16 protein-coding genes and 2 pseudogenes are annotated in these 15,058 nt (G+C 58.2%); 6 read left to right on the forward strand and 12 right to left on the reverse strand.

The window, feature by feature from the left end; genetic code table 11:
- Nucleotides 1-43 precede the first annotated feature (43 nt).
- The gene (locus tag ACZ9EJ_RS26405) at nt 44-703 is read left to right on the forward strand and encodes an amino acid ABC transporter permease (protein WP_251089613.1); all 660 of its coding nucleotides are present in this window, start codon (nt 44-46) and stop codon (nt 701-703) included.
- Nucleotides 704-706: 3 nt separating this feature from the next.
- Nucleotides 707-1,429, forward strand: a complete 723-nt coding sequence (locus ACZ9EJ_RS26410; protein WP_046630376.1) for an amino acid ABC transporter permease — start codon at nt 707-709, stop codon at nt 1,427-1,429.
- 98 nt (nt 1,430-1,527) lie between these two features.
- On the opposite strand, the gene ACZ9EJ_RS26415 is transcribed toward ACZ9EJ_RS26410, so the two are convergent.
- The 4 genes from ACZ9EJ_RS26415 to ACZ9EJ_RS26430 are packed head-to-tail and all read right to left on the reverse strand — an operon-like array spanning nt 1,528 to nt 4,149.
- Nucleotides 1,528-2,169, reverse strand: a complete 642-nt coding sequence (locus ACZ9EJ_RS26415) for a CDP-alcohol phosphatidyltransferase family protein (protein WP_046630377.1) — start codon at nt 2,167-2,169, stop codon at nt 1,528-1,530.
- Nucleotides 2,166-2,561: a hypothetical protein gene (locus tag ACZ9EJ_RS26420; protein WP_046630379.1), complete on the reverse strand. Its 396-nt coding sequence runs from the start codon at nt 2,559-2,561 to the stop codon at nt 2,166-2,168. The genes ACZ9EJ_RS26415 and ACZ9EJ_RS26420 overlap by 4 nt, the downstream gene beginning before the upstream one ends.
- Nucleotides 2,561-3,508, reverse strand: coding sequence for a phosphatidate cytidylyltransferase (locus ACZ9EJ_RS26425; RefSeq protein WP_046630381.1), 948 nt, complete (start codon nt 3,506-3,508; stop codon nt 2,561-2,563). The genes ACZ9EJ_RS26420 and ACZ9EJ_RS26425 overlap by 1 nt, the downstream gene beginning before the upstream one ends.
- Entirely contained in the window at nt 3,505-4,149 is a 645-nt protein-coding gene (locus ACZ9EJ_RS26430; protein ID WP_046641035.1) for a lysophospholipid acyltransferase family protein, read from the reverse strand. Before ACZ9EJ_RS26430 ends, ACZ9EJ_RS26425 begins: the two co-directional genes overlap by 4 nt.
- Before the next feature lie 333 nt (nt 4,150-4,482).
- Here ACZ9EJ_RS26430 and ACZ9EJ_RS26435 point away from each other — a divergent pair.
- Nucleotides 4,483-4,857 (forward strand): annotated as a pseudogene (locus ACZ9EJ_RS26435) (cyclic peptide transporter); the annotation flags it as partial.
- Nucleotides 4,854-5,670, forward strand: a pseudogene (locus ACZ9EJ_RS26440) (ATP-binding cassette domain-containing protein). The pseudogenes ACZ9EJ_RS26435 and ACZ9EJ_RS26440, both read left to right, overlap by 4 nt.
- A 91-nt stretch (nt 5,671-5,761) precedes the next feature.
- Here ACZ9EJ_RS26440 and ACZ9EJ_RS26445 read toward each other — a convergent pair.
- Genes ACZ9EJ_RS26445 through ACZ9EJ_RS26460 form a run of 4 tightly spaced genes read right to left on the reverse strand, consistent with a single transcriptional unit; the run spans nt 5,762 to nt 7,859 of the window.
- Nucleotides 5,762-6,904: a site-specific integrase gene (locus ACZ9EJ_RS26445; RefSeq protein ID WP_046641037.1), complete on the reverse strand. Its 1,143-nt coding sequence runs from the start codon at nt 6,902-6,904 to the stop codon at nt 5,762-5,764.
- Nucleotides 6,904-7,191 (reverse strand): DUF7673 family protein, encoded by a 288-nt coding sequence (locus tag ACZ9EJ_RS26450; RefSeq protein ID WP_046641038.1) that lies wholly within the window; start codon nt 7,189-7,191, stop codon nt 6,904-6,906. Before ACZ9EJ_RS26450 ends, ACZ9EJ_RS26445 begins: the two co-directional genes overlap by 1 nt.
- 12 nt (nt 7,192-7,203) lie before the next feature.
- Nucleotides 7,204-7,605: a type II toxin-antitoxin system VapC family toxin gene (locus ACZ9EJ_RS26455; protein ID WP_046641039.1), complete on the reverse strand. Its 402-nt coding sequence runs from the start codon at nt 7,603-7,605 to the stop codon at nt 7,204-7,206.
- Nucleotides 7,602-7,859 (reverse strand): type II toxin-antitoxin system VapB family antitoxin, encoded by a 258-nt coding sequence (locus tag ACZ9EJ_RS26460; protein WP_046630387.1) that lies wholly within the window; start codon nt 7,857-7,859, stop codon nt 7,602-7,604. The genes ACZ9EJ_RS26455 and ACZ9EJ_RS26460 overlap by 4 nt, the downstream gene beginning before the upstream one ends.
- A gap of 250 nt (nt 7,860-8,109) precedes the next feature.
- Between ACZ9EJ_RS26460 and ACZ9EJ_RS26465 the strand changes: the two genes are divergently transcribed.
- On the forward strand, nt 8,110-8,433 hold the full coding sequence (locus ACZ9EJ_RS26465; RefSeq protein ID WP_255737779.1) for a hypothetical protein: 324 nt from the start codon (nt 8,110-8,112) through the stop codon (nt 8,431-8,433).
- Between the two features lie 593 nt (nt 8,434-9,026).
- Here ACZ9EJ_RS26465 and ACZ9EJ_RS26470 read toward each other — a convergent pair.
- From ACZ9EJ_RS26470 to ACZ9EJ_RS26485, 4 genes are all read right to left on the reverse strand, one after another.
- Complete coding sequence (locus ACZ9EJ_RS26470; protein WP_046641041.1) at nt 9,027-11,330, reverse strand: sensor domain-containing protein; 2,304 nt, start codon at nt 11,328-11,330, stop codon at nt 9,027-9,029.
- A 614-nt stretch (nt 11,331-11,944) separates the two neighbouring features.
- Nucleotides 11,945-12,262 (reverse strand): hypothetical protein, encoded by a 318-nt coding sequence (locus ACZ9EJ_RS26475; RefSeq protein ID WP_251090539.1) that lies wholly within the window; start codon nt 12,260-12,262, stop codon nt 11,945-11,947.
- Nucleotides 12,263-13,532: 1,270 nt separating this feature from the next.
- Nucleotides 13,533-13,937: a host attachment family protein gene (locus ACZ9EJ_RS26480; protein WP_046630396.1), complete on the reverse strand. Its 405-nt coding sequence runs from the start codon at nt 13,935-13,937 to the stop codon at nt 13,533-13,535.
- A gap of 296 nt (nt 13,938-14,233) precedes the next feature.
- Nucleotides 14,234-14,476 (reverse strand): DUF982 domain-containing protein, encoded by a 243-nt coding sequence (locus ACZ9EJ_RS26485; protein ID WP_311523885.1) that lies wholly within the window; start codon nt 14,474-14,476, stop codon nt 14,234-14,236.
- 137 nt (nt 14,477-14,613) lie between these two features.
- Here ACZ9EJ_RS26485 and ACZ9EJ_RS26490 point away from each other — a divergent pair, with 137 nt between their 5' ends.
- Complete coding sequence (locus ACZ9EJ_RS26490; protein WP_251090540.1) at nt 14,614-14,760, forward strand: hypothetical protein; 147 nt, start codon at nt 14,614-14,616, stop codon at nt 14,758-14,760.
- Nucleotides 14,761-15,058: the final 298 nt, after the last annotated feature.

A 15,058-nucleotide genomic window follows, 5' to 3' on the forward strand; every position in this document is an offset into this window, starting at 1 on the left:
CAGGACCCCATGTTCACCGGTGTTTTCGAGCAGGATGACGGCCATGGACTTTGCTTATATTCTCGAGGCCCTGCCGGATCTGATGACCGGCCTCAAAACGACGCTGATCGTCAGCTTTCTCGCAATATTCCTGTCCTGCCTTATCGGCCTGGTGGGTGCGGTGTTGCGAAAAAGCGGGATCAAGCCGCTGCAATATGCCGTCACGGCCTATGTCGAATTCATTCGCGGCACGCCCTATCTCGTGCAGATCTTCTTCATCTTTTATGGCCTTCCCAGCCTCGGATTGCGCTTCAGCATCTTCTGGTCCGGGGTCATTGCGCTGACGGCCTGGGCAAGTGCCTTTCAGATCGAAAATTTCCGCGCCGGTCTCGCGGCCGTCGGCACCGGAATGCATGACGCGTCGGCGTCGCTCGGCCTCAAGCGCTGGCAACATTCGATATTCATCATCCTGCCTCTGGCGACCCGTGCGGCTCTGCCGTCGGCGATGAATACGATCGTGGCGACGGTGAAGAATTCCGCATACCTGCAGGCGATCGGCCTGGTGGAGCTGACTTTTGTCGCCGTCGACCGGATCGCCTACGATTTCCGGGCAATCGAGATGTTCGCCTCGATCTGCGTGATTTATCTGATCTGCGTCTTCACCATTTCTAGCCTTGGCTACATGGTTGAACGGCGTCTCAGCCGACCTTTCGGCGGGAGGTAGACGATGCTGCTTCTGGAATTCCAGTCCTTCCTGCTGGACGGCCTCCTGAATACCCTGTTTCTTTCCTCGGTCATGATCGCCGGCGGCACCTTCTTCGCGGTGATCTTCGCCGCCGGTCTTTCCGCTCAATCGGGGTGGTTGAGGCGGCCTGTCTATGCTCTCGTCGAATGCCTTCGTGACATTCCGCTGATGGTCACGGTGCTGATGGTCTATTTTGTGCTGCCGCATGCGGGCCTGTCGTTCAATCCGTTCTGGTCGAGCGCGCTCAGCGTGTCGGTCTGGGGCGGCGCGAACGGCGCGCATATTATTCGCGCCGGCCTGCTGTCCGTGCCGAGCGGCCAGCGGGAAGCTGCCCTGTCATCCGGCCTGCGCGGCTGGAAAGGGTTGTTCCTGGTCATCGTCCCGCAGGCGATGCCAGTCATTCTGCCCCCTTATGTCAGCCTTGTCACCAGCCTCACCCAGGCGAGTTCTCTCGGCGCTGTCCTCGGTGTCAACGAACTGTTGCGCTCGGCGCAGATCCTGATCGAACAGACGACCATCGCGCGCGGAGGAAGCCCGGCCTATCTGGTCTATGGCTCCATTCTTGTGGTGTATTTCGCTCTCTGCTGGTCGATCTCTGCCTTGGGCGCGAAGCTCGAGCGGCATTTCGCGAAACCCTACCAGCGGACCAATGGCAAGACCGGGCTTGCACGGCCGACGGTTGTCCTGCAGATCAGCACGACCTGAACTGCTATCCCGCTCTTGATATCGGCAGACCGAAATCTTCGGCTCGCCTCCAGAAAGCGACCTTGGGCGTTCAGCGCGATGGCCTGTTCAAAGGCCCTTCAGAGGGTTTTGAGGCGTCTGATCAACGTCCTTGAGCGGCGGAGTGCGGTGAAGGCAGCGCCGAGCGCGATGATACCGAGGCCAATCATCAGGATCTGATTGTAGCCCCCCCACAACGGCTCAAGCACGGATATCAATGCTGCTGCGGTGATCGTTGCCATCCGGTGCTGCTTGGCCATCGGGCCGGAGAAATCACTCGGATTGCCCGTGGCCCGGCCGAGTTCCCTGACGTAAGCCGTCAGGACGGCAAACGCGCCGGCGGCCCAGCCGAGGCCGGGCATGCCGATCCCATATCCGACGCCCGCGAAGATCAGGAGATCGGCGATACGATCCGGGAATTCGTTCCAGAACGGACCGTCCGGCTCTCCCTTTCCGCCTTCGACGGCGACCATGCCGTCGAACAGATTGCAAAGCAGCCGGCCCTGGCAGCAAAGCACGGCCACGAGCAGGCAGGCAATGCGGGGCCAACCGACCGTCTGTCCCGCCATATAGAAGGCGCCACCGGCAAGGGCTGCCGCAACCATGCTGGCCTGGGATATCTGGTTGGGGGTGATGGTTTTCGACGCCATCCATCGCGCGATCGAACCTGCCCAGCGGGTGTTGCGGCTCGCCAGCGGCCGTCTGTCGCCTGTCTCGGTCATGTCCCGGCACCTCGTCCTGCGGAGATCGAATAGTTGTAGATCGCGGCATAGCTGGTCGATACCAGAAGCGGAACCGCGACGGTTTTGAGGATTTCCGGTGTGCCGCTCGCGGCATGGATGGCGATAAGAACAGCGGCCGAGCCGAGGCAGGCAATGAGCGGCGGCGCCCATAACCGCGCCAGGCCGTCAAATCGCTTCGAAAGCCCGTCGATCACCGACTTCAGGAAAAGTGTCAGGCAGGCCGACATCACGCCCTGTACCAGGCCGGAATATAGCGGTCTTGGCATCGGATGGGCGCGATTGGCAAGGACGGCCCAGCCGCCCATGGCAAAGAACGCGAACAGCACATGCACCGTCCCGCTGCGTGCAAGCCGCTTCAGCCCATTCGGCATCACAGCGACCACCAGTAGCGCACGATGTGGAAGAAGATCGGTGCCGAGAACACGACGGAATCCAGCCGGTCGATCAGACCGCCATGACCCTCGATGAGATTGCCCCAGTCCTTGATGCCGCGATCTCTTTTGATCGCCGACATCACCAGGCCGCCGAAGAAGCCCATCAGCGTGATGATGAAGGCAAGAAGTCCCGCCTGAACAGGCGTGAATGGCGTTATCCACCAGAGGGCGGCACCGATCATTGTGGCGCTGACGACGCCGCCGACAAAGCCTTCGACCGTTTTGGACGGCGACAGTTTCGGTGCGATCTTGGTGCGCCCCAACAGCTTGCCCCAGACATATTGCAGCACGTCGCTCAGTTGGACGACGATCACCAGGAAGGCGATCAGCAGCACGTTGCGGCCGTCATAGCCCGGGATGTTCAAGGTCAGCAGGGCCGGGACGTGCGAGGCGCAGAACACACAGATCATCAACGCCCACTGCACTTCCGCAATGCGGATCAGAAAACGCTCCGTATCGCCCCTGAGCACCGATATGATCGGCATCAGCAGGAACGCATAGACCGGAATGAAGATCGAGAAGATGCCGTATTGTTCAGCCCAGAGCAGATAATACTGAACCGGCACCACGACGAAGAAGGCGGCCGCCAGTGCCCAGTGGTCGGCCCTGCGGGTATTGATGAGGGTCACAAATTCCCTGAGCGCGGCAAAGGAGCAAAAACCGAATAGAACGAGAACCCCGATACGGCCCGCCACGAAGGCAATGCCGATCAGAATGACCATGATCCACCAGGCCTTGATCCGGGCGTTGAGGTTTTCGATCGCCGCGTTCGAACCGTCTGGCGAGAGGCGCTGCTGGAGCACGTAACCAATGGCCGAGGCGAGAATGAGCACGCCGAAGATGCCGGCCACCAGCGTCAACAGATCGGAACTCGCGGCACTCATTCACCACTCCCTGCAGGCTTGGGGGACAGAGCGAGAAGAGCCGTCTGCATGCGTTCAAGGAAAGCGTCCTTGGCCTCATCCGGTGCCAAGCGCAGGGCGCTTCCGAAGGTGACCGTGCAGATCAGCGGTATCGGGACGATCTCTCCCTTTGGCATGACCCGGTTGAGATTGTTGATCCAGACGGGAACCAATTCTATGTCGGGGCGCGCCGCCGCCAGATGAAAGATGCCGCTCTTGAACGGAAGGAGAGGGGCGTCGGACTGGTTGCGCGTACCTTCTGGAAAGAGGATCAGGGATGAACCGGCGTCGATTGCCGCAGCCATTTGCGTGACGGGATCCTCAGTCCTCTGGTCTTTCTCCCTGGCGATCAGAACCGCATTGAAGACGTCGCTGCCGATGAAGCGATTGAGCGGCGATTTGAGCCAGTATTCGGCACCGGCAACCGGGCGAGCCTGACGACGCAGCCTTGGCGGCAACACCGTCCAGACCAGAACGAAGTCACCATGGCTGGAATGGTTGGCGAAATAAACGCAAGGGCGGGACGGCAGGCCCGCCTCGGGCCAGATGGCGCGAACCGCCGTGACCGCACGGGCAAATACGACGATCGCCGCCGCCGCGGCCTTTGTTATAAAAGCCTTCATTCGTCCCCCGGTCGACGTGAGCGATAACGCCGATCAAAACTTTAGCATTGTGACGGTCGGAAGAAAGGGACTTTGGAACATTCCAACGAAAAATAGCTCCGATGCCGTCGCACTCTTTCCCGTTGAACAAACTCGGTCATCCGGACACCGGAAATCCAACCGGATTGCTTGTCGGTAATCCTTCTCGCACGAACTTTATGAGTAAGCAGGGGGTATAATTGACGCAGCTGCGTTAACGCACGGGAACGCATTTCGCGAAGCCATTTGAATTCGGAAGATGATGGTCGGGCTAAGCGACCCAATGTCTAGATGCAATAATCCAAGGTGGGGCATCTGGAAAGACTCGGCATTGGCCATAAGGTGAAAATTGACGGCGATACGTTCACAACAGCGGACCTCTCCACCGGGCAGCGCAAACGCCTTGCTCTGGTACAGGCCTGGCTGGAAGATCGCCCTGTTGTCGTGACGGATGAATGGGCCGCAGATCAGGATCCGGAATTCCGCCGCGTCATTTACGAAGAGCTGTTGCCTGAGATGAAACGACAGGGCAAGACCCTCATCGTCATCAGCCATGACGATCGATATTTCCATGTCGCCGATCGGATTGTCACCATGCGGGACGGCCGTATTGTTGAAACTGGCTCCGCCCCTAACCGGAGTGCAAGGTCTGACCACCATGACCAATACCTGAAGGATGAGAGCGTATGAGCAGCGCCGCGTTTGCAGAGAAAGAGGCCCAGGCTCAGCAAGCTGCGCTGTTCGAACTGCAGGATGTCTCGTTCTCAGTTCCGGGCAGGGTGCTGTTGCAGCCGTTGACAATGACCATTCCGCCCCGGCGAACGATCGGGCTGATCGGTCACAATGGCTCGGGCAAATCCACGCTTTTGAAGATCCTGGCACGACAGCAGCCGGCCTCTGGCGGAGTCGTACGCTTTGAGGGAAGACGCTCGCCGAATGGGGCGACCGGCCATTCGCGAGGAAGCTTGCCTACCTGCAACACAAACGCCGGCGGCAAGCGGGATGCTGGTCAAGGAACTGGTAGCGCTTGGGCGCTATCCATGGCATGGAGCGCTCGGCCGTTTCGGCAAGACCGATCGCGACAAGGTCGATGAGGCAATGTCCCTGACGGATGTCGCGGGCATGGCGGACCGCCTCGTCGACACCCTCTCCGGTGGTGAGCGCCAACGGGTGTGGCTGGCGATGCTCGTGGCGCAGGATGCCGAGTGCTTGTTGCTGGACGAGCCGATCTCGGCGCTCGACGTAGCACACCAGATCGAGGTTCTATCGCTGGTGCAGCGTCTAAGTCATTCCAGGGGTCTGGGTGTGCTTCTCGTTCTGCATGACGTCAACATGGCAGCCCGCTTCTGTGATGAGATAATCGCGCTTCACACCGGGAGAATGATCGTTCGAGGAGCCCCACAAGCAATCATGACACCGGAGGCACTGAAAGAAATTTACGGTCTCAACATGGCAATAGCCTCCCACCCGAGAAACGGATTGCTGGTCGCGATGCCAGCTTGAGAAGACATTTCCTATGAGAGTTGTTTTCCCCGCGTTAGCTTTCGATGCAACCAATTTTTACATGAGAGGCCAAGAATGGCTATCTAACCTATCAAAGCACGCGAGCAGCTCTCCCGCTCCGTCTTGTCGCATAGCTATAGTAGCTGGAGGCCTGCTGCACAGAGCGATGACGCGACTGCTCCATCGCCTCAGGTAGAGGGATGCCAAGGTTGGCCGCCTCGGTGAGATATCCCGATCGCAACCCGTGCGCCGAAAACTCCCCCCTATCCAACCCAGCCATCGCCGCCCGCTGCTTGATAATTGCGTTGACCGACTGCGGATCAATCGCCTGTGGCGAAACATTGCCCCAACGCCCGATCGCCCGAAACACGCTGCCGCTGTCGATCTTGGCTGCCGTCATCCAGGCATTCAGTGCCTCGACCGGCCGGCCGGTCAGATAGACCACGCCGTCCTGTTCGCCACTGCTGGTTTTGGTGCGACCGAGATGGATGGCGAGAGAGGCGAGGGGAGGGCCGTCCGGCATCTCGATCGGTGGCTCCACGGTGAGCTGTTCGCGGCGCAGCCCGGCGATCTCGCTGCGCCGGCGGCCGCCAGAGGCAAAGGCGACCATCAGGATCGCCCGGTCCCGGAGATCACGCAGACTGTCGGTGGCACAGGTCGCCAGCAGTTTTGCCAGCACGTCGCCGGTAATGGCCTTGGTGCTCTTGCGGCGGCGCATCCGAGGGACGACCCGAATGGCCGATTTGAGGGCAGGGGAGGCGAAGGCGCCGTCAAGGCCGCGCCATTTGGTTAGCGTCGACCAGTTCGCCAGCCGTCGGCGCACCGTTGCGGGCGCGTGTGGGCCAACGGATTTCAGAAATTTTTGGCGCCGAAGCTTTTCGTCGACGTCGGCCGGCATGCCGTGATCCGGATCGGTCTCGCGGTGTTGCGGGTCCCACAGATGATGCGCGACGAATTTCAGGAGCAGCGCTTCAGGTGCCGGCCAGGATAGCGACTTTCCTGTCACTGCGATCCCCCAGGCTTCAAGATAGGTGAGATCGGAGGTCAGTGCTCGCAGCGTGTTGGAGCCCATGCCCTGGTTGACAAGATGGCGCAGCGTCTCGACGTCTTCGTCGGTGAGCAGCTCGGCCAGCTCGTGGCGCCGATCGATCGGCAGCACCGATGCGATCGTGTCGAGCTCGACGGATCGCCGTTCGACACCGGATAGAGCGAGCTGTTTCCGGGTGTTCGCCATCACGATGTCTGCGCCTGAGGCCGCCAGCTTGTGATGGTCTGCTCGATTTCGCCGCGATAGTCGTAGGGGTAGACGACATCCTCTTCGCGGGCGAGCCAGGTGCAGACGGTCGCCATATCGTCGGAAACCTCGCGATCGACATTGGCCAGACTGGTGAGATCGAAGCCGCCATGCGCCTCGGCGTTCCACCACGCCAGCAGGAAGTTCCCCACTCGCCGGCCCTGGCCGGTATCCTGATCGGCGATACCGAGCAGCTTTTCGAGGGCAAATCTAACGCGGTCCTCCACGATTTTCCCTCCCTATTGCGACGACGACGGATGAAGTTTCAGGTCCGTCTGTCCGAAATCGTGGCCCTTGAACAAAAGGGGCGCCTTGGCGATCGCGGCAACGGCGTATGCATAACAGTCGCCCATATTGAGGCCGGCTGAATGACGGCCCTTGCCGAACAAATCGAAAGCTTTCTCAGCGGCATAATAGTGCCGCTCGCCAAAAGCCACCGCGCTGACGTTTGGCAATGCAACCAGCTGTGAAATGATGGTCGCGGCGTTGGGAAAGTTCTTGCCGGCCAGCACCATGCGCGCTTCAAGCAGGGTCGGCCACCCAATAACGATCTCCTCACGGGTAAGGAGCGCATGAAACTGTTCAGCTTCAGGCTCGCCCAGCGACGTGGCGACAATGACCGATGTATCGACGGCAATCATTTCGGCAAGCCGTTTTCGTCGTAGAGATCATCGTGGGCGGAGGTCGTGCCGGGCGGCACAGCCTTTCGGCCCTCGGCCATCAACTCCCAAAGCGTGTCCGCTGGCGTCTGTGCCGGTTTTTGCCGCAGTTCCTGGTCGTAACGTTCGAGAGCGATTTCGACAAGCTTGTTGATCGGCTGGCCTGTACGGCGCGCCAGCGCGTGGGCCAGGTCTCTGGCCTTGGTACTGCGCACGGAGAGCTGCGGTTCGGACATTATGCTACCTCGTCGAAATCGTGCGGAAAACATAGCGATTAACGATGGAGATGGCAAGAATTTTCCGTGAGATGGCTAACCATCGATAAACTATATTTATCGATGGTTATCAAGCGAACCGGCAATCGTTAGTACGCAAGCCTCCGGATGCGATTGCCGTGTATGCCATGCACATCCAGCCTGCTCCGATTGTTCTGGCTTAGAAGGACTTCGTTTGTTTTCCGCGAGACGATATCCTGAAGACTTTCGTTTGAAAGCCATAGAAGCCGTAGATTTGCGGCTTCTGAAAAATCCGCTCGACCGGACGATTTATCGCGAGGTTGCCAATGAGTTCGGCATTGGCGAACAGTCTCTGCGCCTTTGGGTGAAGAAACATCATGCCGACGGCCACAATGGCCGCGCGCCCGCCATCAAGGACGCCGTCGTTCAGGCTGAGGTCAAGAGTGCCGAACTGACCTCAGCCCAGCTCGAGGCTGAGCTCCGCACGCTTCGAAAGAAGGTGGAGAAGTTGCAGGCCGAGAACGATGTTCCCAAGCGCGCCTTCGTGGTGTTTTCCTCCGAGTGGGGAAAATAGCCGGATTTCCGGGTCATTCACCCTTAGACATTGATGGGCTCCTCTAAACCGGGCGAAGACTGGCTCCGCATGCAATCGGGTCAGGCTTCATCGGGCCTTCGTCAACCGGTTTCTGCCGCGGGCGAAACCGAAGCCCGAACCCGTTGCGCGGATCTTCGTTATCCATTGCCCAATAGGAGACGCGAACATGGAAAACAGAGAGCGGACACTGCGCGAGCGCGTGTATAAGATCCGAGAAGACGGAGGCAGGATCGACGGGTCTCATGAAGATGATTGGAGGCGCCGAGGAACAACATCAAGAGACCGAGGGGGGGCGGCGCAGGTGCCGCAGGCAGACAGGGAGGCTTCCGAGAAATTTCGCGACGGTGGTAACATGGATCGGTCGGACAGCGACATAAGCCCACCGTCGATGGTCGCTCCTGATCGAGCGTCGGCATCGTCGAACTCCTGGTCATGCGTATCAGTGACGGCCGTCCTGCAAAGTTCCCGTACTTTCACGGGACCAGCGGTTTGAGCATATCTTTTAGCTGACCAGGATGCATCTGCCTCGCTCGGCTTCTTTCTCATGCGAGGATCGCATAGGTTCGATTCCTTCAGTCTGTCGAAAGCAGCGCGGCGATGGCCGCGGCCTCAACCGGCCGGCTGAAGTGGTAGCCCTGTATCTCGTCGCAATGGCTTTCGCGCAAGAAGGTCAGTTGCTCGTCCGTCTCCACCCCTTCCGCAATCACCTTCATCTTCAGCCTTTGTCCAAGCGAGATCACCGCTGCAGTGATGGTCCTGTCGTCCTCATCTTGCGCAAGGTTGCGAACGAAGGACTGATCGATCTTGAGCCTCGATACAGGCAAGCTTTTTAAAGCAGAAAGGCTTGAATAACCCGTTCCAAAATCGTCAATAGCGAAATGGACGCCGAGGGTCTGCAGTTCCTTCATTGTCGCGATCGCTTGCTCGACGTCCCGCATAACCAGGCTCTCGGTAAGTTCCAGTTCGAGATATTCGGCGGAAAGTCCGCTTTCCGCTAAGGCGCTGGTGACATTCTTGATCAAGTTCTTGTCCTGGAACTGGCGGGCCGAGACATTGACGCAGACGCTGACAGGCAAAAGGCCGGCGTCCTGCCATGCCTTGTTCTGGCAACAGGCTTCCTTCAGAATCCAATCACCCAGGGGAACGATAAGCCCGGTTTCCTCGGCCAACGGGATGAACCTGTCAGGAGAAACCACCCCAAGTTTCGGATGCCTCCAACGAACGAGTGCTTCCACCGCAAAGATCTCGCCCGATTTCAAGTCAACCTGTGGCTGGTAAAGCAGATAAAATTCCGCGCGGGCGAGGCCGTCGCGCATGGCATCCTGCAATGCCAGCCGCTCGTGCACCGTAATATTCATCTGAACGGTGAAGAACTGGAATCCGTCGCCTCCGGCTTCCTTGACCTTGTACATGGCGGCATCTGCGTTCATCAGCAGAGTCTCTGCATCGGCACCGTCATGCGGAAAGGTCGCTACGCCCATACTGCAGGTGACGTGAAAAACCCGGCCGCCGATCGTTATCGGCTCCGAAATCGCCGTCCTGACCCTATCGAGTGTGACCGAAATCGCGTCGGATCCTTCTGGTTGGTCGACGAGGAGGATCACGAACTCATCGCCACCGAGCCGCACCACCGCATCGACCGGCCTGACGCACTCCACCATTCGACCTGCTACGATCTTCAATAGATCGTCGCCGGCGGAGTGGCCCTGGCTGTCGTTGACCGATTTGAAGTTATCGAGGTCGATGAAGACGACGGAGACGCAAGGATTGTGGCGTTCGGTCTGCAGCATTGCCTGGATAAGGCGATCTTTCAGAAGGCTGCGATTGGGAAGTCCCGTCAAGATATCATGATGTGCCAGAAAACTGATCTGATCTTCGGCCAGCTTGCGTTCAATGGCGATGGCAGCAATACGAGTTGCCATATCGGTGAGGCCTGTCTCAATAGTTCCTGGTTCACGCACCGCGTGGGAATACATAGCAAATGTACCGAGCACGGCACCTTGATGCGAGAGGATAGGAGTTGACCAACAGGAACGTAGCCCGTGCTCGGCGGCCAGTTCACGATAATCGGCCCATAGCGGATCGCCCATGATGTCGCTGACGACGACATTCGTGCGCCGGTGGACGGCGGTGCCACATGAACCGGCCTTCGGCCCCACGGCGACCCCGTCGATCGCTCGACAATAGGCCTGGGGCAGGTTTGGAGCCGCGCCATGCCTGAGATGGTTTCCACTTTCATCAAGCAGCAGAATTGAGCCGAGGACGCCTTCGAGCTGCGCTTCGATCAGCCTTACGATCCGGTCGAGGACTTCATCCAGCGGTGAATTCATCGCAATCATCTCGAGGACGAGAGCCTGTTCGTCGCGCAAAAGATCGGCGCGTTTTCGCACGCTTACATCACGTGATATACCTACGAGCCCAATGATCTGGTTTTGATCATCGCGCATGGCGACCTTGGAAGTCGAGAGCCATCTTCTTTTGCCGGTCTCAGCATCCAGGACGATCTCCTCCATGTCGATCATCGGGCATCCGGTATCTATTATCGCCTGCTCAATGTCGAAGAACCCTGAAGCGCGATCAAGCGGATGAAGGTCAAAATCGGATTTGCCGATAAGCATATCAGGGTCGCCGAAACCATGGATGTGGGCCACCGCGGAGTTGACGATGAGAAAGCGGCATTCAAGATCCTTGACGAACAGATAATCCGGAACTTGGTCAATCATGGCACGCAACAGCGCACGCTCGGCGCCCCACTCCTCTTGCGCCGCCAGACGAGTTTGAAGTTCCGCCTGCAACCGCTCCACGATCGCAAGCGGTTGGTCGCCTGGCCGCCCGCCAATAGGAATGGCCAGATGCGGAAATGTTGTTCTTGGCATAAAATTCCCTTTGTATGACTACTTGGGATTGCATGGACCACGACGACTGCGGAAATTCTCTAGGGAGTCTTCCAATAAAAAGACACTATCTGAACTTGATTTAGAGGTATCAAATACATCTTTTGATGGCGAAACTTAGAGCGCCTGTGGCATCCCGTGATAATCTCGAGTGATGCCAGTTCCATAGCCACATAGAAGGGCGTGTCCGCCTATGAGAACGTCGCTTTCCGAAAAGGGGGATGGCAAGCTCAGCAAAGCAACAATGCCTCTCTACCCGCGATATCACTGGGTTTCTTTTAGTTATTCTGCGGATCAGATTATCAAACGTCCGCGTGCCGTCTGAATTCGTATGCCCCGTGCTATGAGGTCACATGCTCACCTGTCGTATGCATCCGAGCCGGGCCGCGGGATTTTGGTGACGAACGTTGCCCGGAAGGCTTTCGACTGGCCAACGCTGGATCGGCTTCAAAGATCGGCTTGATCAACGCCCCAGTAAACAAGTCGAAGTCATTGCTCGATCATGTTGCCAAGAACCGAGCGGCCGATCAGCTCACTTTGTTCGGCGACTGGCTGTCGCGCAAGTTTAGAGACATTGTTCGGGCAACGCGATTACTTTAAAGCCCTGGACTCCCGCTTACCGTGCCCGTATCCAGCACTGTATCAAGATCCCGAATCATATCGGCGGCCTTGAGCAATGCCGATGCTATATCCGCATCTGTCCGCTTTCCCCAGCCAAATGCCACTGCAATCGTTTGAAGCTCAATCACGACCTCCGCCGCCGTCTGGCTTTCGGTTATGCCAATCTGCTCTCTCATGGAGCGGATATTTCTCATTGCTTGATTCAGTAAACGGCGCGTGTCCTTCGAATCCAGTTGGTCAATCCGGTTCGCTGCCCGTACCAATTCGGCGCCAAAGTCTACCATCGAACTCAATGTCGGGTCTCCATATCAAATACCATGCTCGCGGAATTCATGCAGACGAGGAAGTTACCGCTGCATCGAACTGGCCTCGGATGCACGCGGAGAGCGGGACCATCTTGAGGACGAGATCATCGCCTGTCTCAATGAGATCGGCCGGGTCATTGCGATCCCAGAAAAGTCCGACGCAAGCTCGCGTGATCGTTGCGCCGGGCGGCACGCAGGCCGATAGGACAGGTTCATCGATGCGGCCGCCGTTGATATAGATGCCGGTCTTTCTGATGCAACCTGATTTGACTTGGCGGGCTGGCGGTGAGGGAAGTGGCGCGAGAGCCTGTTCGGGGGGTAACGAACAATTCCTGAGGGGACGGGAAATCGCCCTCGCGACATCATAGGAATGCCCGGCGCCTCGATTGGTTCCGGATGAGAGCCCTACGCGGCAATTCCGGTGGTAGGTGATTCCGTACGGAATGGTGCCAAATCCCTAGCAAATGCTTCATCCATGACCGATCTGACACCGTCCCATGACGCTGGCACGCCCTGCCACATATCGCGACCGTTGAGTGCGCGCGAGACCTGATAGGTAATCACCGCGGCCCCGAACGGCCTCGATCGAATACAGATTCGGTACCTTGTTCCGCCGATGTTTCGCTCAAATACCAAACGTTCCATCTTGCACTCCGATTCTCTATCGAAAGTCGCATGGACTGTTTCGGCACAGATTGATCCACGTCAACCGGACCAAAGATCAGGGCGTTGCACGGAGGGAATCAAAGCCTGTCGGCGCAGCCCAATTTACACGTTGCCAGGCTAGCTCGCCGCTTGGAACATTATTCCCAGTTCGGCGTGGCCCTGATGTTCGAGGAAATGGGTCAGCCTGGCTGCGAAATCGTAGCGTCCGTGCCGCGGCTGACCGTGGGATTGCCGCAACTGCAAAGATCGACGTGGCGGTGCTGGACATTATTTTGGCGTTGCAGCCCAGGGCCACCATTGCCGAAACCCTGCGCGACCTGGTGGTGCCGTTCATATTCAGCACCGGTTATGGCGAGAGCGGACTTCCATTGGAATTCGCAGGATCTCCTGTGCGTGGCAAACCTTTTCCCTCGACGATTTGCAGCAGACGACTAGGAGCGCTCTCGAATTCCGTGGTGCTCCTATAGGGCCATCCGGCTGCGTAGTAGGAGAAGGCCCCGTCATGTCGGACAGGGCCTGTCGAAACTCTACGTTCCTCATAGATACGGTGACCTATCGTGTGGTTAACCACGATACGCATCTGAGGTAGAGTTTAAGCTGCCGCAAGCGCCTTTTCGATATCCTGTAGCGTATGGCCTGTCAGATCTTTGTCCAACTCGCCGATCAGAATGTCCGACAGCGATTTGTGGTAGTTCTTGCGCATTTCTCCTAACGTGCGCGGCGCGGCCACAACAACGAGGCTCCTGATGGTCCCTCCGAGGACTTGCTTGTTCAACAAGTCGGCCACGCCGCTGCTGAAGCCGTCTTCGTTCTGCTGGCTGTCGTCCGGGTTCGCCGAACTGCTGGAATGGCGGCCGCCTGACGAGATTTTCGAGCTATCGATCTCTGCGGAAGGCATTGCCTTCAGCTTTACATTCGCAGCATCGCCCTCGTTCTGAAACAGGCTAAGTTTCTCGCCATCGGCAACAGCTATAATCGTGTTATGGGGAAGCTCCATATTACATCTCCATCCTGTCCAATGCGTGTTCCACCATCAGGGTGGGACCGACGCTCGATTCAGGGGCTACGGTAACCGGATGGGTAGGAGATTTGTTCCGCGGCGTAAGAAACGACCGGGTGTTGCCGGACCTTTCCTGCCGCCATGCTCACCCCGCGCGTTTCATTGCGAAGCCCATTTCGGCGCAGCTCGTCGACGCCGTGCTGCAGAACCAATGCATCCGCCAAAGGTGGGAGCTCGCAATTCCTGATCAAGTCAATTCAAAGAAATGCCGCGGGCGCCCAGGTGACCCGCGCCTAATGTCGGCTGTTGGCCGCCGCCAGTAATACTGCCGATCTGGCTTCTTCCGCGGGCAATCGTCCCTCATGCACCGCCCTACATGTCTGCCAAGCGTGCTTCCAGGCTTGATTCGCTTGGCCTGGCTCATGAGCAAGCCAGTTCACGCCTTCTTCGGCACTAGTAATTGTGACCCGCAGGCCGTCACGCTCTAAAACGAGCGGCTTTCCCCAGCGATTTACCAGCATGTTCCAGCCCTCCATGGATTGAGCTTCAGACTCAATTCTGACGGCACGAGAACGTTCCCAACTTTTCAACGAACCACAGCATGAGCGAATAGGGTTCAGCCGCGCCTGCGGTTGCCATTGGGCCTTTGGGCCGGCCGCACTATGTTCGGCTGATGAAACCCACAGACCGATACGCCCTTGCCGTGACCGCCGTCTTTTCGTTCGTAATCTTCTCCGCAGTTTACGCCACCCACTGGTGGATGACGGACGACGCGGGCAAAGTCGATACCAAGAGTAGCGTCACTGAACCGCCGAAGTGAACTCTCGGATCATACGTAGTAGGTCAATGGGAACGTGCCCACCGGATGAACGTGTGGCAAGGAGCTTGTCGACGACGTGGCGTCCATCGAAGATTCCTGATTAAAGCCCGATCGCGTCGCTCCCTGGGTCGGACTGCCGGCGGCCGGAGATTGGTTGCCCGCTCACGGCGCTGGGCGGCCAGCGTCGCAGTAAACTCGGTGTTGCGCCATTGGTCATATCGTCGTTCCCTGCATTTAGTCCCGCGGCCTTTTTCCTGAATGCCCGGCAGTCAGTTCATCTTTTTCCCGGGGAGGTGGC

The organism is Neorhizobium sp. USDA 3394 (assembly GCF_056280385.1).